Source organism: Nitratireductor alexandrii (assembly GCF_004000215.1).
In the GTDB taxonomy this organism is placed as follows: Bacteria; Pseudomonadota; Alphaproteobacteria; order Rhizobiales; family Rhizobiaceae; genus Mangrovimarina; species Mangrovimarina alexandrii.
The window spans coordinates 527,245-546,811 of record NZ_RBVY01000003.1 but is presented as its reverse complement, the minus strand read 5'-3'; the positions used below and the strand labels follow the sequence as shown (position 1 = coordinate 546,811).

22 protein-coding genes are annotated in these 19,567 nt (G+C 67.4%); 16 read left to right on the top strand and 6 right to left on the bottom strand.

What is annotated here, in order from left to right:
• Positions 1-106: 106 nt before the first annotated feature.
• Positions 107-1,879 carry an alpha/beta hydrolase gene (locus EP380_RS09360; protein WP_127598153.1) on the top strand — a complete coding sequence of 591 codons (1,773 nt, stop codon included), beginning with the start codon at positions 107-109 and terminating at the stop codon, positions 1,877-1,879.
• Positions 1,880-1,952: 73 nt separating this feature from the next.
• Here EP380_RS09360 and EP380_RS09355 read toward each other — a convergent pair whose 3' ends face one another.
• Together EP380_RS09355 and EP380_RS09350 are read right to left on the bottom strand one after the other, a co-directional pair.
• On the bottom strand, positions 1,953-3,170 hold the full coding sequence (locus EP380_RS09355; protein WP_127598151.1) for a beta-ketoacyl-[acyl-carrier-protein] synthase family protein: 1,218 nt from the start codon (positions 3,168-3,170) through the stop codon (positions 1,953-1,955).
• 1 nt (position 3,171) lies between these two features.
• Positions 3,172-3,426 (bottom strand): acyl carrier protein, encoded by a 255-nt coding sequence (locus EP380_RS09350; RefSeq protein WP_106570395.1) that lies wholly within the window; start codon positions 3,424-3,426, stop codon positions 3,172-3,174.
• A gap of 164 nt (positions 3,427-3,590) precedes the next feature.
• Between EP380_RS09350 and EP380_RS09345 the strand changes: the two genes are divergently transcribed.
• The 4 genes from EP380_RS09345 (at position 3,591) to EP380_RS09330 (ending at position 5,793) form a co-directional block, all read left to right on the top strand.
• Entirely contained in the window at positions 3,591-4,430 is an 840-nt protein-coding gene (locus EP380_RS09345) for an urease accessory protein UreD (RefSeq protein ID WP_127598149.1), read from the top strand.
• 118 nt (positions 4,431-4,548) lie between these two features.
• Complete coding sequence (locus EP380_RS09340) at positions 4,549-4,902, top strand: urease subunit gamma (RefSeq protein ID WP_127598147.1); 354 nt, start codon at positions 4,549-4,551, stop codon at positions 4,900-4,902.
• Positions 4,903-4,916: 14 nt separating this feature from the next.
• Positions 4,917-5,483: a HupE/UreJ family protein gene (locus tag EP380_RS09335; protein WP_127598145.1), complete on the top strand. Its 567-nt coding sequence runs from the start codon at positions 4,917-4,919 to the stop codon at positions 5,481-5,483.
• A 4-nt stretch (positions 5,484-5,487) separates the two neighbouring features.
• Positions 5,488-5,793 (top strand): urease subunit beta, encoded by a 306-nt coding sequence (locus EP380_RS09330; protein ID WP_127598143.1) that lies wholly within the window; start codon positions 5,488-5,490, stop codon positions 5,791-5,793.
• A 40-nt stretch (positions 5,794-5,833) separates the two neighbouring features.
• On the opposite strand, the gene EP380_RS09325 is transcribed toward EP380_RS09330, so the two are convergent.
• Positions 5,834-6,322, bottom strand: a complete 489-nt coding sequence (locus EP380_RS09325) for a hypothetical protein (protein ID WP_106570391.1) — start codon at positions 6,320-6,322, stop codon at positions 5,834-5,836.
• A gap of 98 nt (positions 6,323-6,420) precedes the next feature.
• On the opposite strand from EP380_RS09325, the gene EP380_RS09320 reads away from it, so the two are divergent.
• From EP380_RS09320 to EP380_RS09275, 10 genes are all read left to right on the top strand, one after another.
• Entirely contained in the window at positions 6,421-6,816 is a 396-nt protein-coding gene (locus EP380_RS09320) for a DUF6980 family protein (protein ID WP_238719792.1), read from the top strand.
• A gap of 4 nt (positions 6,817-6,820) precedes the next feature.
• Entirely contained in the window at positions 6,821-8,533 is a 1,713-nt protein-coding gene (ureC, locus tag EP380_RS09315) for an urease subunit alpha (protein WP_106570390.1), read from the top strand.
• A gap of 356 nt (positions 8,534-8,889) precedes the next feature.
• Complete coding sequence (locus EP380_RS09310; RefSeq protein ID WP_106570533.1) at positions 8,890-9,435, top strand: peroxiredoxin; 546 nt, start codon at positions 8,890-8,892, stop codon at positions 9,433-9,435.
• A 148-nt stretch (positions 9,436-9,583) separates the two neighbouring features.
• Positions 9,584-10,177, top strand: a complete 594-nt coding sequence (locus EP380_RS09305; protein WP_106570389.1) for a hypothetical protein — start codon at positions 9,584-9,586, stop codon at positions 10,175-10,177.
• 54 nt (positions 10,178-10,231) lie between these two features.
• On the top strand, positions 10,232-10,834 hold the full coding sequence (locus tag EP380_RS09300; protein ID WP_106570388.1) for a glutathione S-transferase family protein: 603 nt from the start codon (positions 10,232-10,234) through the stop codon (positions 10,832-10,834).
• Positions 10,834-11,340 carry an urease accessory protein UreE gene (locus tag EP380_RS09295; RefSeq protein ID WP_127598141.1) on the top strand — a complete coding sequence of 169 codons (507 nt, stop codon included), beginning with the start codon at positions 10,834-10,836 and terminating at the stop codon, positions 11,338-11,340. The genes EP380_RS09300 and EP380_RS09295 overlap by 1 nt, the downstream gene beginning before the upstream one ends.
• A 46-nt stretch (positions 11,341-11,386) precedes the next feature.
• Positions 11,387-11,692, top strand: coding sequence for a YrhK family protein (locus EP380_RS09290; RefSeq protein WP_238719791.1), 306 nt, complete (start codon positions 11,387-11,389; stop codon positions 11,690-11,692).
• Positions 11,689-12,345 carry an urease accessory protein UreF gene (locus EP380_RS09285; RefSeq protein WP_238719790.1) on the top strand — a complete coding sequence of 219 codons (657 nt, stop codon included), beginning with the start codon at positions 11,689-11,691 and terminating at the stop codon, positions 12,343-12,345. Before EP380_RS09290 ends, EP380_RS09285 begins: the two co-directional genes overlap by 4 nt.
• Positions 12,342-13,004 carry an urease accessory protein UreG gene (gene ureG / locus EP380_RS09280; RefSeq protein WP_127598137.1) on the top strand — a complete coding sequence of 221 codons (663 nt, stop codon included), beginning with the start codon at positions 12,342-12,344 and terminating at the stop codon, positions 13,002-13,004. The genes EP380_RS09285 and ureG overlap by 4 nt, the downstream gene beginning before the upstream one ends.
• Complete coding sequence (locus tag EP380_RS09275) at positions 13,001-13,771, top strand: class II aldolase and adducin N-terminal domain-containing protein (protein ID WP_106570384.1); 771 nt, start codon at positions 13,001-13,003, stop codon at positions 13,769-13,771. Before ureG ends, EP380_RS09275 begins: the two co-directional genes overlap by 4 nt.
• Before the next feature lie 48 nt (positions 13,772-13,819).
• On the opposite strand, the gene EP380_RS09270 is transcribed toward EP380_RS09275, so the two are convergent.
• The gene (locus EP380_RS09270; protein WP_106570383.1) at positions 13,820-14,440 is read right to left on the bottom strand and encodes an alpha-ketoglutarate-dependent dioxygenase AlkB family protein; all 621 of its coding nucleotides are present in this window, start codon (positions 14,438-14,440) and stop codon (positions 13,820-13,822) included.
• A 90-nt stretch (positions 14,441-14,530) separates the two neighbouring features.
• Positions 14,531-15,046, bottom strand: a complete 516-nt coding sequence (gene lysM / locus EP380_RS09265; RefSeq protein ID WP_106570382.1) for a peptidoglycan-binding protein LysM — start codon at positions 15,044-15,046, stop codon at positions 14,531-14,533.
• A 384-nt stretch (positions 15,047-15,430) separates the two neighbouring features.
• On the opposite strand from lysM, the gene EP380_RS09260 reads away from it, so the two are divergent.
• Positions 15,431-18,838: a caspase family protein gene (locus EP380_RS09260; protein WP_127598135.1), complete on the top strand. Its 3,408-nt coding sequence runs from the start codon at positions 15,431-15,433 to the stop codon at positions 18,836-18,838.
• Positions 18,839-18,856: 18 nt separating this feature from the next.
• On the opposite strand, the gene maiA is transcribed toward EP380_RS09260, so the two are convergent.
• Complete coding sequence (gene maiA, locus EP380_RS09255) at positions 18,857-19,501, bottom strand: maleylacetoacetate isomerase (RefSeq protein WP_127598133.1); 645 nt, start codon at positions 19,499-19,501, stop codon at positions 18,857-18,859.
• Positions 19,502-19,567: the final 66 nt, after the last annotated feature.

Genomic DNA, 19,567 nt, shown 5'->3' with positions numbered 1-19,567 from the left:
GCCGCGGCCGGGAACGGGTGCGCGTTCATTGTGCCGTCGCGCGAAGCCGGGATAGTCGTTAGAACGGCGGCCACGGCAACAGGATTTCGACAGGCGCGGGTGGGCTATGTTCGGCAGGTTTTTTTCGTCCCCGATCTTTCCGACGGGAAAACGGCTTGGCGCCATCGCGCTGGCGGCGGCGCTGGTCGCCGGAACGCTTGCGCCGGCGGCCGCGACCGATCCGCTGCTCGGCGTCAGGATCGAGCAGGCGGTCAGCGAGGGCGATGTCGACCAGGCGATCGCGCTGCTGACGGCGGCCCGCGCCGAGGAGACCGATCCTAGATCGCTGCGCGACCTGCTGGCGCGCCTGGCAGAGCTGCAGGAGCGCAAGGGCGATCGGGCGGCCGCGGCGCAGGCCCGCCAGGACCTTGCCGCGCAGATCGGCGACAGCGACGGGCAGAGCGCGCCCGAGCTGGTGCCCGTCTTGCGGGCGCTGGCGAAAGACCAGCGCGCGCTCGGCGATCCCGAGGCCGCGGTCGCCACGCTCGAAAGGGCGCTCGCGATCGCCCGTCTGGCAGCGCTGGACGAGGCGATCCCGCCGCTGCTGCTGGAGCTCGCCGCGATCGCGGAAACCGCAGGCGCCACGGCCGCCGAAGCGGCCGAAGGCGCCATCGCCGCCCACGAGGAAAGCGCGCGCCGGCTGGAGGAAAGCAGCCGTGCCTTCGACCCGGATCCCGAAAAGGAATTCACCAGGGTCAAGATCTACTACGCCACGGACCGCGCCCGCTCGGGCAGCGCAGTGCCGAATGAGTTTTACGGCGGGCAGCGCGGCGAGCTGGAACTGGGTGAGGCGACGGTGAGCATTCCCGAGCAACACCGCCCGGGCCAGATCGAGAAACCGTCCTGGTGGACCTTTCAGTTCCGCGAGGACCCGGAACGGCACGTGGTGCTGCAATCGGTGACTCCCGGATCGCCCGAAGCCGTGTTCGGCGCCATGCGCCAGCAGGCCGCCGCATCCGGCTCGCAAGAGGCCTTCGTGTTCGTGCACGGTTTCAACGTGCCGTTCCACGAAGCCGCCCAGCGCACCGCGCAGATGGCCTACGACATGAATTTCGACGGCCTGCCGGTGCTTTATTCCTGGCCGTCGCGCGCTTCGGTGATGAGCTATATCGCCGATACCGCGGTGGTGAACCTGTCGGGCCGACGCCTGAGCCGCTTTCTCGAGGATCTGGTCGCCAAATCGGGCGCCACGCGCATCCACCTGATCGCCCATTCGATGGGCAACCGCGCCATGACCGACGCGCTGGAACTGTTCGCGCTGCGCTACAAGGGCAAGCGGCCCGCCTTCGACCAGGTGCTGTTCACCGCGCCCGATCTCGATGCCGGGCTGTTCGCCGAGATGATGAAGACCATCCGTCCGATCGCCAACCGGATCACGCTCTACGCCTCGAACAAGGATTGGGCGCTGGCCGTCTCGCGACAGCTGCACGGCGACGCCCCGCGCGCCGGCCAGGGCGGCCGCAACATCCTGCACACCGCCGAGGTCGACAGTATCGACATGACCGGGATCGGCGAGGACATGCTCAAGCACAGCTACTACGCCAACAATCCCTCGGCGCTGACCGACATCCTGTCCTTGTTCTGGCGCGACGCGCCACCCGACAAGCGGTGCGGCATGCAAAAGGCACAGGGTGAGAACGGGTCCTACTGGATCTATTCGCCCGCCGCGTGCGGCGACGACAACGTCTTGTTGTCGACGTTGTCCTATCTGCGCCGCGGCAGCGTGGCCACCGTGAAGGACGCGCGGCTTTTCCTGAACCGCTTCATCATGCCGGCGACCGCCGACCCCGAGGAACGCTCGAAACTCGAAAAGGCGCTCGGCAAGCTGTTCGGAAACTGAGATGCCCCGGCCGGGGCCGCCAGACAGCCGCCCCGACCATAGAGCCGATCGGTCGAGCCTCGTCGCGCCGCGCTCAGACCCGCTTGACGGCGACGACCGCGTTGGTGCCGCCGAAGGCAAAGGCGTTGCTGATCGCCGCGCGCACGTCGCGCCGCCTGGCCTCGTTGGGCGTCACGTCGAGCGGACATTCGGGATCGGCCTCGCGATAACCGATGGTCGGCGGCACGATGCCCTCGCGCACCGCCATGACGCAGGCGATCATCTCCAGCGCGCCGGAGGCGCCGAGGCAATGCGCGTGCATCGACTTGGTCGAGGATACCGACAGATCGCCGGCGCGTTCGCCGAACACCCGTCCGAGCGCCTCGGTCTCGATCTTGTCGTTGGCCTTGGTCCCAGTCCCGTGGGCGTTGACATAGTCGATCCCGTCGGTCGCAAGCCCGGCATCGGCGAGACAGGCCCGCATGGCTGCCGCGGGACCCTCGACGCTCGGGGCGACGATGTCGGAGGCATCCGCCGACATGCCGATGCCGGCCAGTTCGGCAAGGATCGGGGCACCGCGCCGGCGGGCATGATCATAGGTCTCGAGCACGGCCACGCCCGCGCCCTCGCCAAGCACCAGGCCGTCGCGATCGGCCGAGAACGGGCGGCAGGCCTGCTTGGCCAGCACACGCAGCGATTCCCACGCCTTCATGACGCCATAGACCAGCGGCGCGTCGGCACCGCCCGCCAGCATCATGTCGGCGCGCCCGGCCCGCAACTGATCGAGGGCGGCGGCGAAGGCGTGGTTGGAGGACGAACAGGCCGAGGTCACGCCGAAGACCGGTCCGCGCAGACCGTTCACCATGCTGACCTGGCCGGCGGCCGCGCCCGGCATGACGCGCGGCACGGTGAAGACGTTGGCGCGCTTCTTTCCCTCCAGAAAGACCGCGCGATAGCTTTCCTCGATCGCCTCCCAGCCGCATATGCCGGTCCCGATCACCGCGCCGATGCGGTATTCGTTCTCGGGCGTCACCTCGATCTTGGCGTGGCGCAGGGCTTCGCGCGCGGCGATCGTCGCCAGCAGGCTGAAGCGGTCCATCGTGACGAGTTGGCGCCGCTCGAGCCCGTGGTCGGGAAGCTGCGCGATCTCGCCGCCGATCATCACCTTCAAATCGTGCGGCGGCACCGTCGTAAGCGGGCCGATACCCGGCCTGCCGGCGGCCATGGACCGCCAGATCGCGCCGACATCGGTCCCCAGCGCGCAAATGCCGCCCAGCCCGGTTATGACGATCCGGTTGCCGCGATCCGACATGTCAGGGCTTGGCTTCGATCAAGGCGCGCACGGCCTTGACGACGTCGCCGACATTCTTGAGCCTGCTCCAGGCCTCCGACGTGTTCATCTCCACCTCGATGTCGTATTTTTCCTCGATGTCGAAGATGATCTCGGTCAGTTCCAGGGAATGGATCCCGAGTTCCATCAGCTCGGTCTCGTCGGTGATCTCGGTCTTGTCGAGACCGGCATGGTCCGCGATCTTATCCAGAATGTCGTCGGCCAGTTGATCGCTCATTAATCCCCGGATCCCTCTGCATGGCGAACATGCGCCCTTGCTGCGTGTTCTAGACGCTTACACTTCCCGCCACAATAAGGCGACGGGCGCTTTGCTCCGGCCTCGTGGCGCCGCTCGACAATTGACCACCATCCGCTAAGCTCGACGGTCGCGGAGCCGCAGTGATGGACGTTTTGATCGACACGCCGGCCGATTGCCTGCCCCAGCGCGCCGACGGGCATGCGCGGCTCGTCGTTCAGCACGCGGCCGCGCGCACGTGCCTGCGCGACCTGCACCAGGCCGGCGCGGCCAAAATCCGCCTGCCCAGGCGCGCGGCGGACCCGCTGGAAGCGGTGTTGATCAACACGGCCGGCGGCCTGACCGGCGGCGACCGCCTCGCCTGGTCGATCGAGGCCGGCCCCGAAACGGCGCTGTCGGTGACGAGCCAGGCCTGCGAAAAGATCTACCGCACCGGCGGCGACGTCGCCCGGATCGCCTGCACGATCCGGGCCGGCACAGGCAGCCGCATCGCATGGCTGCCGCAGGAGACGATCCTGTTCGACCACTCCGCGCTCACGCGAGAAATCGATGTCGAGCTCGACGGCGACGCGCAGGGCCTGTTCGTGGAAGCGACGCTGTTCGGCCGCCTGGCGATGGGCGAGCGCATCGGCGGCGCGCTCATGCGGGACCGCTGGCGCGTCCGCAGCCAGGGCCGCCTCGTCCATGCGGAGGATTTCGCGCTGGACGGCGCGGTTGGCAGTCTGATCGCGCATCCTTGCGCGCTCAATGGCGGCCTGGCGATGGCGACGGTGCTCAAGATTGGCGGCGCGCCCCAGCGGTCGCTCTCGGCCGCGCGCGCGATCGTCGCCGAAGATGGCGGGGTCAGCGCCTGGCAAGTGGCCGGAACTGGCAAGCTTCTTGCCAGGATTGTCGCAGCGGACGGCTACGCGCTCAGAAAACGGCTGGTGCCGCTGATCGGTTTGCTCAACGAAGAAGCGGGAGTGCCGAAATTTTGGTCATTTTGATGCGCGAAATCCATCGATGGGCCGGCCGGCGCCGCGTCGGGGCCGATGCGCGACCATTCCGGCAACCGGGGGCGATCGGTGCGGCGGCCATGCAGCGACCTTGCCCGGAACGACGCCCATGCATCTGACGCCGCGGGAAAAGGACAAGCTCATGATCGCCATGGCGGCCATGGTGGCGCGGCGGCGCCTGGAACGCGGCGTCAAGCTCAACCATCCCGAAGTAGTCGCGCTGATCAGCGATTTCCTCGTCGAAGGCGCCCGCGACGGCCGCCCGGTCGCCGAGCTGATGGAAGCCGGCGCGCATGTCGTGACCCGCGACCAGGTGATGGAGGGCGTGGCCGACATGATCCACGACGTGCAGGTCGAGGCGACCTTTCCCGACGGCGTGAAGCTGGTCACCGTGCACGAGCCGATCCGCGCGCGCGCCCCCGACGCAACCCCGACATCCCCGCAGGAAGGAAGGTCCCCGTGAAGCGAACCGCCGTTATGATTGCCGCGTCGATCCTCGCGGCCTCCGCAGCGCCCGCCCTTGCCCATTCCGGGCCGGATGTGCACGGCGCGTTCGCCGCCGGGTTCGCGCACCCATTTTCGGGCGCGGACCATGCGTTGGCGATGATCGCGACCGGGGTATGGGCGGCCTCGCTCGGCGGACGGGCGCTCTGGCAACTGCCACTGGCTTTCATCACCATCATGGTCGCCGGGTTCTTGCTGGCGCACGCGGGAATGGCGCTGCCTTTCGTGGAACCCGTCATCCTGGCATCCGTCGTTGCCATCGGCCTCCTTGCGGCGCTGGCGCTGCCGGTACCGGTTCGCGGCGCCGCCGCCCTGGTCGGGTTGTTCGCGCTGTTTCACGGCCACGCGCACGGCGCGGAGCTTGGCAGTTCCGCCGGTTACGCCGTGGGGTTCGTCGCGGCGACCGCGCTGCTTCTGGCCGCGGGCAGCGCGCTCGTCCAGGCGGGCGGGCGTCTGCTTCGTCGGGCGCCGCACCCGATCGCGCGCGGCGCGGGAGCCGCCGCCGCGCTCGGCGGTCTGTGGCTGGCACTGGCGGGCTAGCGCGATGATTCCCGGTCAGATCATCACCGTCGAAGGCGAGATCGAGCTCAACGCGGGCGCCCCGAGCGTGACGCTCAAGGTCGCCAATAGTGGCGACCGTCCGGTCCAGGTCGGCAGCCACTATCATTTTTTCGAGGCCAATGCCGGGCTGGTGTTCGACCGCGAGGCCGCCCGCGGCATGCGCCTCGACATTCCCGCCGGCACCGCGGTGCGCTTCGAGCCGGGCCAGGAGCGCGACGTGACGCTGATCCCGCTCGGCGGCGCGCGCCGGGTCTACGGGTTCCGGCAAATGGTGATGGGAAAATTGTGAGATGACAGGCCCGAAAACCCGCCGATCGGCCGCGCCGCCTCTATCGGGCGGGTTTCGCGGCGGCGAAGACGGTGGCGCCGTTCTGGTCGTCGAACTCGACCGCAAGCACGTCCCTGACCATTACCGAGCGCGAATCGATCGCGTGGTAAAGCATGGCGTTGCCTTCGATCTCGCGGCGCAGATCGGCAATCTCCTCGGCATATTCCTCAAGCTTGCTGTCGATCTCGCCCGGCGCCTTGTTGTCGGCCGCATCGGGAAGAAAGACGATGTCGATGCGCTCCAGATTGAACTTGTGACGCACTTCCCGGGCGCTTTGCGCCGTGTTTTCGATCGCCTTGACGATGCGCTCCGGCGCGGCGGCGGCCTGTTGTTCTTCTTCAACGACATCGGAGCCGACAATCGAGTCGATCGCCTTCTCGCTGTCGAGCCCCTGGGCGGCCAGCGGCGTTACCGACATCGCGGCGGCTATGAGCAGCGCGCCGACAGCCAGGTGAAGTGCTCCCGCCTCGCCGTCCATCGTATCAACCATCACCTGATCTCTCCTTACCGCTCAAATCTGGCGCGCACGCGACCCGATTGTCCGAACGCGGCACGCGTCATTGTCGTTCCCAATCCGTCGAGAATGTGATGTCGAGCCGGCTCTTTCCCGATTTTCGTGTTTTGTGGCTCGATCCCGGCGGTCTTCCGCCTGATTTCGCCACCCCGACCGAGCGGCATTGCTGCACGCAAATGACAAACGCCCTCGAGAATGACTGCGCCGAACACGCCGACGATCCGTTCGCCTGTCCCGATATGCTGATCGCCTATAGCGCAGTCTTCGACGAATACGGCCTGATCGTGCACGACGGCGGCGCCTCCACCGTCCTGATCGGCCACTGCCCCTGGTGCGGGACCAGACTGCCCGAAAGCCAGCGCGACCGCTGGTTCGACGCGCTCGAGGCGCTGGGCTTCGACGACCCGCTCGTCGACCCGATCCCCGCGCGTTATCGGAGCGCCGCCTGGCGGCAGGACGGGGAGGAATAAGACAATGCCGGCAAGACTCTCGCGGTCCGCCTATGCGCAGATGTTCGGCCCCACGCTCGGCGACAGGATAAGGCTGGCCGACACGGAGCTTTTCATCGAGATCGAGAAGGATTTCACCGTCTATGGCGAGGAGGTGAAGTTCGGCGGCGGCAAGGTGGTGCGCGACGGCATGGGCCAGAGCCAGGCGAGCCGCGCCGAGGGTGCGGTCGACACCGTCATCACCAATGCGGTGATCGTCGACGCGAGCGGCATCGTCAAGGCCGATATCGGGCTGAGAAACGGGCGCATCGCGGCAATCGGCAAGGCCGGCAATCCCGACACGCAGGCAGGCGTCGACATCGTCATCGGTCCCGGCACCGAGGCGATCGCCGGCGAAGGCCGGATCGTGACGGCAGGCGGTTTCGACGCCCATATTCATTTCATCTGTCCGCAGCAGATCGAGGAAGCGCTGATGGCGGGCGTGACGACCATGCTCGGCGGCGGGACAGGTCCCGCCCACGGCACGCTTGCCACCACCTGCACGCCGGGCCCCTGGCATATCGGCCGCATGATCCAGTCCTTCGACGCCTTCCCGATGAATATCGGCCTGGCGGCCAAGGGCAACGCATCTCTGCCCGCGGCGCTGCACGAAATGGTGCTGGGCGGCGCCTGCGCGCTGAAGCTGCACGAGGATTGGGGCACGACGCCGGCCGCCATCGACACCTGCCTGCGGGTGGCCGACGACCATGATGTTCAGGTGATGATCCATACCGACACGCTGAACGAGTCCGGCTTCGTGGAAACCACGATCGACGCCTTCAAGGGGCGTACGATCCACGCCTACCACACCGAAGGCGCCGGCGGCGGCCACGCGCCCGACATCATCAAGATCTGCGGGCTCGCCAACGTGATCCCGTCTTCGACCAATCCGACCCGGCCCTACACCGTCAACACCATCGCCGAGCATCTCGACATGCTGATGGTCTGTCATCACCTGTCGCCGACGATTCCGGAAGATATCGCCTTCGCCGAAAGCCGCATCCGCAAGGAGACCATCGCGGCGGAGGACATCTTGCACGATCTCGGCGCGTTTTCGATCATCTCGTCGGACAGCCAGGCGATGGGCCGGGTCGGCGAGGTGCTGATCCGCACCTGGCAGACCGCCGACAAGATGAAACGCCAACGCGGCCGGCTGGCCGAGGAAACCGGCGACAACGACAATCTGCGCGTGCGCCGCTACATCGCCAAATACACCATCAACCCGGCGATCGCGCAGGGCATGGCGGCCGAAATCGGCTCGGTGACGGCCGGCAAGCGCGCCGATCTCGTGCTCTGGAATCCGGCCTTTTTCGGCGTCAAACCGGAGATGGTGCTGGTTGGCGGCATGATCGCGGCCGCCCCGATGGGCGACCCCAACGCTTCGATCCCGACCCCGCAGCCGGTGCATATGCGGCCGATGTTCGCCGCCTTCGGCCGCGCCCCGGCGGCCTCGTCGGTCACCTTCGTTTCAAAGGCCGCGCTGGCGGCGGGGCTCAAAGACGCGCTCGGCGTCGACAAGGCGATGGTCGCCGTCGACAATACCCGCGGCGGGATCGGCAAGCAGGCGATGGTGCTCAACGACGCGACCCCGACCGTCGAGGTCGATCCGGAAACCTACGACGTGCGCGCCGACGGCGAGCTGCTGACCTGCGAACCGGCGAGCGTGCTGCCGATGGCGCAGCGCTATTTTTTGTTTTAGACCGGCTTGCGCCCCACGGCGCGACGTTGTGAGGCGTAGGAAGGCGGCCGATCGCTGCCGGCCAGCGCGCTGGCGCACTGTCCGTGAAATACAGAAATCCGAGGGCGTCCTGGCCCAACTCGACCGACAGGGCGGTCCCGTCGCGATCGTCTCCGCCATGACGATGCCCCTTGCGCTCCCGACTGGCTGCAACGGTTTGCCGCGCTGCGAAGGGCTTCACTTCGCCGGTGCAACATGATCTATCCCCGAGAGTTTCCGGTCACCCTCCTCCCGGCAGCCGGAAATCCCAAAACGTCCCGTGCGATGCCGCCTGGTTCCTCTCGGGCGCCGCCGGACATTGCTTGAAGGAGTTGCAGATGACCGTCAAAAAAGTGCCCGATGTCACCTTCCGCACCCGCGTGCGCGACGAGACGATCGAGGGTCCCAACCCGTTCCGCTGGGAAGACAAGACCAGCGCCGACTATTTCGCCGGCAAGCGCGTGGTGCTGTTCTCGCTGCCCGGCGCCTTCACGCCGACCTGCTCGACCTACCAGCTTCCCGATTTCGAGAAGCTCTACGACGAGTTCAAGGCCCTCGGCATCGACGCGATCTACTGCATCTCCGTCAACGACGCCTTCGTCATGAACGCCTGGGGCAAGACGCAGGGGCTGAAGAATGTCGAGCTCATTCCCGACGGCTCGGGCGAGTTCACGCGCAAGATGGGCATGCTGGTGGCCAAGGACAATCTCGGCTTCGGCATGCGTTCCTGGCGCTACGGCGCCGTCGTCAATGACGGCGTTGTCGAGAAATGGTTCGAGGAGGAAGGCTTCTCCGACAATTGCGAGACCGACCCCTACGGCGCGTCCTCGCCGCAGACCATCCTCGAGGCGCTGAAAAAGGACAAGGTTGCCGAAGCGGCCTGATCCTTCGCGATCGTCGATCGAGCGAACCCCGGCCGCCCGCGCGCGCCGGGGTTTGTTTTTGCGCGAAAAATCCGCGCATAGTGGCGCGACCGGCCGTTCCATCGAATGCGGGAGTTGGCCGCCGCCTTGACGAACGGACGCGAGGACGATGGAAACGGACGCGGTTTCTTCAACCCAGATCTATCCGCATATCCGCATCGTGATGGGCATGGTCGTGGGCCTGGCGGTCGCGCGGCTTTTGTCGGGCGTGGCGCGCATCATCCAGCATCCGCGCCAATATCCGCTCTATCCCGTCCACCTGGCCTGGGTCGCATCGCTGCTGTTGATGCTGGTGCATTTCTGGTGGTGGGAATACGGGCTGTTCAAGGTCGAGAGCTGGACCTTCGGGGTCTATCTCTTCATCATATCCTACGCGGTCGTTTTGTTTTTGCTGTGCGCGCTGCTGTTTCCCGATTCGATGTGGGACTACCAAAGTTACGAAGAGTTCTTCCTGGCCCGCCGGGCCTGGTTCTTCGGCCTGCTGGCGTCGACCTACCTGCTCGACATTGTCGACACGCTGTTGAAGGGTACGGCGCATTTCGCCCGTTTCGGCAACGAGTACATGGTGCGCACGGTGCTGTTCGTCATCCTGTGCATCGTGGCGGTGTCGACGAGAAATCGCGTCTTTCACGCCGCCTTCGTTGCGTTTGCGCTGATCTACCAGATATCGTGGATCTGGCGCCTGTTCGACACACCGGGATAGGGCACCGCACCGAACACCAAGACGCGGCCGGGCCGCGGCGGAGGACGACAAATCATGTATCAGGCCGTCGGATCGCGCGGATCGCGGGTCAGCCGCGTGTTGTGGATGCTGGAAGAGCTCGGCCAGCCCTACGAGTTCGTCGAGGTCAAGATCCGCTCGCCCGAAGCCTTTGCGCTCAACCCGTCCGGCAAGGTGCCGATGCTGGTCGACGGCGAGACGGTGGTGACGGATTCGGCGGCGATCTGCTGCTATCTCGCCGAAAAACACGCCGACAAGGGCATGGGGCCGGAGCCGGGCCTGGCCGGCCGGGCCGAGCTGGACGGCTGGATGTTCTTTCTGCAATCGGAGCTCGAGGCGCCGTTGTGGAACAAGCTGCGCCACCGCTTCCTGCTGCCGGAGACGCTGCGCGCCGATGTCGGCCCGGCGACGGCACATGATTTCGCCGCCGAGATCGCGGCGCTCGACCGGCGTCTTGCGGACCGCGACTACGCGCTCGGCGACCGTTTTTCCGCCGTCGACGTGATGCTGGGCGATATCGGCGCCTGGGCCCGCGGCGCCAAATTCGCGATCGCCTCCGACCGGGTCAACGCCTATCTCGACCGTGTGCTGGCGCGGCCGGCGCGCGCGCGCGCCCAGGCCGCCGGCGGCGGATCCTGATGCTTCGGGCGAGCCATTTCCGGCGCGCCGCCGACATCGCCGCCGATCCGGCGCGGCCGGTTCCCTTCGACCTGGCGGTGCTTGCGCATGACGAGCGCCACCTGCGCCGCAAGACTGTCGTGCTCGCCCATGGCGACAGGATACTGGTCGACTTTCCCGAGACGGTCGTTTTGGAGCACCGCGACGTGCTGGTGCTGGACGACGGCCGCCATGCCGAAATCATCGCCGCCGAGGAGGCGCTCTACGATATCCGGGGCCGCGACCGGCTGCATCTGAGCGAGCTTGCCTGGCATATCGGCAACCGGCACCTTGCCGCGCAGATCGAGGCGCACAGGATCGTCATTGTGCGCGACCATGTCATCCGCGCGATGCTGGAAGGGCTGGGGGCCCAAGTGTCCGAGATCACCGCGCCGTTCAGCCCGCTGCGCGGCGCCTATTCGGGACACGGGCACAGCCATGCGCACGAACCGGCCGGGCCTGGCCGGCACGAAGAGGGCCATGGCTGAACGCCTCGTTGCGGCAGCGTTTGACGGTGGCAACGGGACACGAGGAATGCCACAGGGAGAACCGAACGCCGTGACCCTTTTCGACCCCGCCAACCGAAGCCGCTCCGAACGCCATCGCCGGCTCTACGCCGCCTACGAACTCGGCTACACATGCGTCGACTTTTCGGCCGCGATGCTTTTCCTAGTCGGGTCGGTGCTGTTTTTCTATCCCTCCGTGGAGACCGTCGCGATCTGGTTCTTCGTGGTCGGATCGGCGTTTTTCGGCCTGAAACCGACGATCCGGCTCGTCCGCGAGCTCCACTATCTCAGGATCGGCGACCTCGACGATCTGGATGCGGCGGCGAAACGGTGACGCGCGATCTGCTGCGGCTGCAGGCCTGGCTGTCGCCGAGCTTTCCGGTCGGGTCGTTCAGCTACAGCCATGGGCTCGAAAGCGCGGTTGCGGCCGGGATGGCCGCCGACAAGGACGCGTTGCGCGACTGGATCGAGATGGTCCTGCGACGCGGGTCGGGCTGGAACGACGCGGTGTTGTTTTGCGAGGCCTGGCGGCGGACCGGGGATGGCGGCGACCTCGCCGAAATCAACGCGCTCGCCGAGGCACTGGCCGGTTCCAAGGAACGCCATCTGGAATCGACCTTGCAGGGCGCGGCGTTTCGCGATGCGGTGACCGCCTGGTCCTGTCCGGCGCTCGACGCTTTGCCCGAAACCTGCGCCTATTGCGTCGCCGTCGCCGCTGCGGCGCGCGACCACGACATTGCCTGCCAAGCGGCCGTCGCCGCCTTCCTGCAGGCCTTCGCCTCCAACCTGCTGCAGGCGGCGATCCGTCTCGGCGTCATCGGCCAGACGGCGGGCGTGGCGCTACTCGCCGACCTGGAGGAGACCGTCACCGACACGGCGCGCCGCGCCGCGACATCGAGCCTTGACGATCTCGGCTCGCTGACGATCATGGCGGAGATCGCCGCGATGCGGCACGAAACGCATTATTCGAGGCTGTTCCGCTCATGACACAAACGCATGGACCGCTGCGCGTGGGGATCGGCGGGCCGGTCGGCGCCGGCAAGACCACGCTGACGGAAAAATTGTGCAAGGCGATGCGCGCGGAGTTCTCGATCGGCGTGGTTACCAACGACATCTACACCACCGAGGACGCGCAGATGCTGGCGCGCCTGCAGGCGATCTCCGAAGACCGGATCGTCGGGGTCGAAACCGGTGGCTGCCCGCACACCGCGATCCGCGAGGACGCCTCGATCAATCTGCAGGCGATCGCCGGCCTGAGCCGCAAGTTCCCCGATCTCGACATCGTGTTCATCGAATCGGGCGGCGACAACCTGGCTGCCACCTTCTCGCCGGATCTCGCCGATCTCACGCTCTACGTGATTTCGGTGTGCCAGGGCGGCGACATTCCGCGCAAGGGCGGTCCGGGCATCACGCGCTCGGACTATCTCGTCATCAACAAGGCCGACCTCGCGCCGCACGTCAATGTCGATCTGGGCGCGATGGAGGCCGACGCGGCGCGCATGCGCAGCGGCAAACCCTATGGTTTCACCGATCTGTCGCGCGGCGACGGCGGCGCGGCGATTGTCGACTTCATCGTCGAGACCGGCGGCCTGCGCGGCGCAGCGCCCGCGCAGGCCGAGCCGGACCGAACGGGAGCCACGCCATGAGCGTCGTCGCGACCGCCCGATCGACGGGCGCGACCCTGCCCTTCGCCGAGGAACGGGCCGATCTGGCCGCCGCCTTCCGCTGGACGGCCCGGCTCGGCATGCACGAGGCGGTCGCAAACCATTTCTCGCTGGCGCTCGATCCTTCCGGCCGTCGTTTCCTGATCAATCCCAACATGATGCATTTTTCCCGTATCAAGGCGAGCGACCTGATCGAGCTCGACGCCGAGGACCCCGACACGATGCGGCGTCCGGACGCGCCGGACCCGACGGCGTGGGGCCTGCACGGCGCGCTGCATCGCGACTGCCCCCACGCGCGCTGCGTCATGCATGTGCACTCCGTCCATGCGACCGTGCTCGCCTCGCTCGCCGATTCGACCCTGCCGCCGATCGACCAGACCTCGGCGATGTTTTTCGAGCGCGTGGTGGTGGACGAGCAGTATGGCGGGCTCGCCTTCGCCGAGGAGGGCGCACGGTGCGCCACGCTTCTCGACGATCCCAAGGTCAAGGTGATGGTGATGGGCAATCACGGGGTGCTGGTGATCGGCGACACGGTCGCGGAAACCTTCGACCGGCTCTATTATTTCGAACGCGCCTGCGAAACCTACATCAAGGCGCTGTGGACCGGAAAGACGCTGCGTCGGCTGCCCGACACGGTGGCGCGCAAGGTGGCCGCGCAGATGGACGCCTATCCGGTCGCCGCCGCCCGGCGCCATCTCGACGAGTTGAAGGCGATCCTCGACGAGGAGGGCTCGACCTACCGGAACTGAGCCCTCCCGACGGCGCCCGCCGCCGTTTCGGTCCACGGTGCAACGCCGCTACGGTTTCGGCCTGGTCACGCGGCGCAGGGTCAAATTGATGCGCCCCGGCTGCCTCAGCAGGTCCGACGTGCCGGGATAGATACGGTCGACACCGTGATAGCAAAGCCGTCCCGCGCCGCCGAGCACGACGAGATCGCCGCTTTCCAGCCTGATCGAAACGGTGCGCCCGCCGCGTTGGGTGCCGCCGACCCGGAACAGGCAGGCATCGCCGAGCGAGATCGACAGCACGGGCGCGGCGAATTCATCTTCGTCGCGATCCTGATGCAGTCCCATCCTGGCGCCGGGCGCGTAAAAATTCACCAGGCAGGCCTCGGGCGGATGCGGGTAGCCGGAAAGCGCGTTCCAGATCGCGGTGAGAAGCGGCGGGATCGACGGCCACGGTCGACCCGTTGCGGGATGGGTGGGCTGGTAGCGATAGCCGCCGTCGCGATCCGTCACCCAGCCAAGCGCGCCGCAATTGGTCATGCGCACGCTCAGCGGCTTGCCGGTTCGCGGCATCGCGGGCGTATAGAGCGGCGCCTCGGCGACAACGGCGCGAATATCGTCCACCAGCGCGGCCTGGTCGGCGGGCGTGAGATAATTGGCGACGTGGCGCACGCCGGACGGCAGTTCCGTCATCGCGGCCTCCCCGGGTTTTCCCAAACGCAAAACGGCGGAAACCGTGTTCCGCCGCTTCGCGACTGGCAACCCGAAACCGGATCGGGCGGTTCAGGCCTCGGCGAGATGCGGAATCCGCAACACCTGGCCGGGATAGATCTTGTCGGGATCCGACAACATCGGCCGGTTGGCCTCGAAGATCACCGTATATTTGGCGCCCTTGCCCTTGCCGTAATGCGCCTCGGCGATCTTCCACAGGTTCTGGCCCTTCTCGACGGTGTGGAAAACCGGGTCCTTGGCCGGCGCGGCGGCGGCCACCAGCTCGGTCATGTCGACACTGTCGAGCTTCAGCCCGGACTCCGGCGCGACCACCTTGAGCTCGCTCGCCTCGACCTTGGAGATGCCAAGCGTGTTGCCGACCGCGATCACCGCCTTTTCGAAGGCGGACTGGTCGGAAACCACGCCCTTCAGCACCACCTTGTCACCCTGGACCTCGACATCGACCTTCTCGGTGCCCAGCTCGTGGGAATCGAGCTCCTTTTTCACCGACCCGGCGTCGGGCGCCTCGTCGTCGCCTCCGATGCCGATTTTCTTGCCGACCGATTTGACGAAGTCGAAGAGTCCCATGGCAGTCTCGCTCCAGTGTGATGATCCAGCCGGAAATTTTGCATCTGGAGACGACAAAGGGAAGACCTCGCGCGCGTTTTGAAACGACTCTCTCGCGATCGGGGGCGGCAGCGATGCGTTTTCCGCGGCCCCTGGTTTCGGTGACACCTGCCATCAGGCGGCTGCTCGTCGACCCCGTTCGCCTCGAAGGCGCGCGCCCGATCTAATCCTCGGGTCTTGACCGCTGGCGGAGCGGAACCGGCCCGGTGCGGACAGGACGGTTGAACCGGACGCGCAAATCGGTCCATTTTCCGCCGGAAGGCAGAGGGGGGAGAAATGCTCGCACGGGGGCCCATTCGATTTCTGACCGCGGCGCTGGCCGCGATGCTCGCCGGACAGGCAGCCATGGCCGCGGAACGCTGCGGCGAACGCGAAGCCCAGGCACGCGACGTCGCCGCCGGCATCAAGGTGGAGATCGAGGCCGGCGCGGTGATTGCGGCCGGCGATCCGGTCACGGTGCGCTGGTCGCGCGACGGGCGCGCCTTTCCGCGGGGAACCAGCGCCTGGCTTTTCGTCGTCACGATCGACGATGTGCGCTTCGGCGGCGACGGCGTGATCCCGCTGCCGGGCGGAACGCCGGGTCCGCTCGGGGTCGACTTCGCGCGGAAATGGACGCGCGCGATGGTACCGCTTCAAACGCCCGACGCACCGCGAGCCGGCCGGTTCGAGGTCAAGCCGTTCCGCGAAGGCCGGTTCGGCCTGTCCTGGGCGGTGGTCGCGATGTCGGAATGCGGCGAATGGCAATTGACGGAAACCGGGACGCACAGGCTCGAGGTCGAGGCGCAGCGCTACCGGATCGTCGTGCAGGATCTTTACGACTATTCGCGCCCGCGCCGGGTCATCCAGTCCCGCGACGGACGCTACGAATTGCGGGTCTTCGACGGCCACTATCAGGTGTTCGACCGCAAAAGCGGCGGCAAGATCGTCGATCGGCGCGGCAATTGCCCCGATTTCTCGCCGACCGGCCGCTTCGTCGCCGCGCTCGGCGGGGCGCCGGGAGAACCGTGCCACTTCTTCACGGCAGGCAAGAACAAGCCCAAATTCGAAGTCGTCGACCTGGTGTCGGGCGAGCTTGTGGCCGAGCCCGATCCACCGGCTTTGTGGGCCCATGGCGACGCCCTGCTTGTGGTGCCGCCGAAATGGTGGAAGATGCTGCAGCCGCCCGGCCACGTGATCAGCCTGCTGCGAGACGGACCCGGGGGCGGGCTTCCCGTCAAGCTGATCGAACTGCAGGACACCGATGCCGTCGGCCTCGATATCGCCAATGGCTATCTCCTGCGCACGCAGGCCGGCACGGACGACCCCGAAGCGATCCAGGCAGTCTACGGGCTGACCACGGCGGGGCCCGTCGGCGCAAGCGCGGATGGGCGCGCTGACGCCGAACCCCATGTCGAGGCGCTGACGGCGGAAATCCGCCGGCGCAGCGGGCGGCGCCTTGCCGCCAGGCCGCTGGCGGCGGACGCGGCGGTCCTGCCGTCGCATCTGCGTTATATCGACGATCCCGAAGCGGTGTTCGGCGACATCGTCGACAATGTCGACGCGCTCACCGCACGCGCCGTCGCGCATGCCGAGATCGCCGTCGAAAGCACGCCCGATGTCGGCGACGATCCGTTGCTGACCGCATCGCTGCTGCGCGGGGCGACGCCGCTTTCCTTCGACCGCACCGCCGGACGCAGCATCGAGGAGTTGGTGGCGGAACGTCTCGACATGCCGTTCACGACCCAGACCCCGGTCAAAAATCCGCTTGATGCGGTGCGCGCGGCGATCACGCGGATCGACGGGCTGCCCCTGACCGACGACGAAAAGCGCGCGCGGCTCGGCGCAGTCGAGGCGCGGGAGGTCGCGCCGCGCGTGCAGCAATTGCTGCGGGAAATGCCGGAGGCCGAAACGGTCATCACCCAGATGCTCGGCTGCTGGCCTTCCGGCGGCGTGCCCTACGGCGAGCATCTCGCCGGCCTGTGGCGCTTCGAGCAGGCCGGCCGCGTGGCGTGGCTGACCCAAGCGAGCTGCCAGGGCATCGGCACTGTCGGCAATCTGGCGCTCAGCCAGGTCGACCTGTTCGTCCGCGACGACCGCGGCAGCCGCCACTACAATCTGCTGTTCGACCGCCGCTTCTACTGTGCCGGCAATGGCGTGAATTGCGAGATCGTCGAGGCCGATCTCGAAACGGGCCTGGACATATCGGCTCGGGAAACGCGCTACGGCAGGCTCGCCGCGGCCGGCGATCCGGCGCCCGGCGACACGCTCGGCGGCAAGATGAGCCAGGACTTCCACCAGCTGATCGAGTTCGACAGCCTCGAGCCGGCCATGCTCGGCGACCGCCATCTGCTTTTGCCGGTCGGCCGGCAAATGTATGTCGTCGACCTCGCGCGGGAAAGCCTCTCCGGGCCGCTGGCGCTCGCCGGCAATGCGCGCGGGGCGCGCTTTTCGCTGGCGCAGAACCGCACCCATTTCATGCAGGTCAACGCCGACGGCGGCTTCGCCGTGCACCGGCTGGCAACCGGAGCATCCGTGCTGCAGGGGCGCTATGTCGACGACGAGATCGTGATCTGGGATGCCCAGGGCCGCTATACCGCGACACCGGAAGGAGGACGCTACGTCCAGATGCGCTTCGTCGGCCGCCCCGCGCTCTACAGCCTGTCGCAGATGGCAGCGGTGCTGGAGCAGCCGGACGCGGTGCGTCAGGCGCTTCGCGCCGAGGCCGGGTCGGCGGCTGCTCTCGACCTCGCCGCGCCGCCGCGTCTTGGCGCCGCCGTCGCCGATGAGCCGGCGCAGGCGGGCACGGTCAATGTGGCGGTCGACGCGCGTTCGGCCACCGGTCTGAAGGCGCTGCGCATCTACCGCGACGGCGCGCTGATCGAGACCCTGCCGCTCGAGGGCACCGCCTACGACGGTCGCGTCGCGGTGCCGACAGCGCCCGAAACGCGCTGGATCAGCGTCGTCGCCGTCGATGCGCGCGGGTTCGAAAGCGCGCCGCGCTCGATCTCACTGCCCGCGGTCGACCAAGCCGCACGCGGCCGCCTGTTCGTGCTCGCGGTGGGAACGGACCGTTACGAAGACACGCGCGGCCTGTCCCAGCTCGGCTACGCCGTCGCCGACGCCCGGCGCTTTACGGAAGCGGCACGACAGGCGGCCGGCAGCCGCTACGAGACGGTCGAGATCGTCGGTCCGCTGCTCGACGACGCCACATTGCCGCGCACGCTGGATGCGGCGCTGGCCGATCTGGCCACACGCGCCAGCGCCGGCGATACGGTCTTTGTGTTCTTTGCCGGCCACGGACTGCGCGATGCACAGGGACGGTTCTATCTGGCCGGGCCGGCGACGCGGGTCGACGCGCTCGCCGAAACCGGACTGGCCTGGTCGCAAATCGCCGACCGGCTCGCCGCGATCCGCTCGCGCGTTTTCGTGTTTCTCGACGCCTGCCATTCGGGTAGCGCCAGCCAGGCCACCAATGACGGCGCCGCCGACGCCCTGCTGGAGGCGGGCGGGAGCTCGATCACGGTGATCGCCGCGTCGAAGGGCCGGCAGTTCAGCATCGAGAGCCCCGCCGCCGGCGGCGGCTATTACACCCAGGCGCTGGCGGCGGTGATGGCGGCGCGCGGCGATCCCGGGATTGACCGCGACGGCTCGGGCGAACTGGAACTCGACGAGCTTTATCTCGCGCTCAAGCGCCGCGTGGTCGAGGCCACGGGCGGACGCCAGACGCCGTGGATCGCGCGTTCGCAAAGCGTCGGCAAGGCGCCGCTTTTGTGAGCTTTGGCGGAGAGACCGTCAGCCGGCGTCGCCCTGCGCCTCCGGGCGGGCAGCACGGAAGGCGTCGAGCGCATCGCAGGCATCGGCGATGCGCGTGATGGTGGGATAGGCGTCGAGCGGGCACTCGAAACGCCTGGCATTGTAGACCTGCGGCACGAGGAAGGCGTCGGCCAGTGTCGGCGTGTCGGCGAAGGCGAAGCGTCCGGCCAGCCCCGAGGCGACCAGTTGGGCTTCGAGCGCCTCGAAGCCGACGGCGATCCAGTGCCGATACCAGTCGAGCCGGAGGTCGTCGCCAAGCTGCAGCGCGCCGGTCAGGTGGTTGAGGACACGCAGATTGTTGAGCGGATGGATGTCGCAGGCGACCGCCGCCATCAGCGCGCGCACATAGGCGCGGTCCAGGGGCGCTTCGGGCAGCAGGGCCGGTTCGGGATATTTTTCCTCGAGATATTCGCAGATCGCGATCGATTGGGTGATGACGCTGCCGTCGTCCTCGAGCGCGGGCACCAGGCCCTGCGGATTGACGGCGCGATAGGCCGAGGAACGGTGTTCGCCGCCATTCCTGGCGAGATGGACATAGGCCGGCTCGAACGCCAGCCCCTTCAGCGCGAGCGCGATCCGCACCCGGTAGGCGGCGGAGGAACGGAAATAGGTGTAGAGTTTCACGGCCGGACGATCCCCGAGGCACGACGCTGCGATCTGGGTCGGTCATTTCCGCGCCGAGGTCAAGCC